1 protein-coding gene is annotated in these 211 nt (G+C 56.9%); it reads right to left on the bottom strand.

The window, feature by feature from the left end; genetic code table 11:
- On the bottom strand, positions 1-211 hold a 211-nt coding region (locus LCF57_RS14195), incomplete at both ends, for a hypothetical protein (protein WP_226001277.1).

Here is a 211-nt window from a genome sequence, read left to right as displayed (position 1 = left end):
CTGAGGTCCTTGGTCACCTTGAACTCCTTGAGGTCCTTGGTCGCCTTGGACTCCTTGAGGTCCTTGATCGCCTTGGACTCCTTGAGGTCCTTGATCGCCTTGGACGCCTTGAGGTCCTTGGTCGCCTTGAACACCCTGAGGTCCTTGGTCACCTTGAACTCCTTGAGGTCCTTGGTCGCCTTGTACGCCCTGAGGTCCTTGGTCACCTTGT

Source organism: Paenibacillus sp. BJ-4, from assembly GCF_020404765.1.
Lineage (GTDB): Bacteria > Bacillota > Bacilli > Paenibacillales > Paenibacillaceae > Paenibacillus.
The sequence above is the reverse complement of the archived record's forward strand: the minus strand, read 5'-3'. Positions and strand labels throughout refer to the sequence as shown.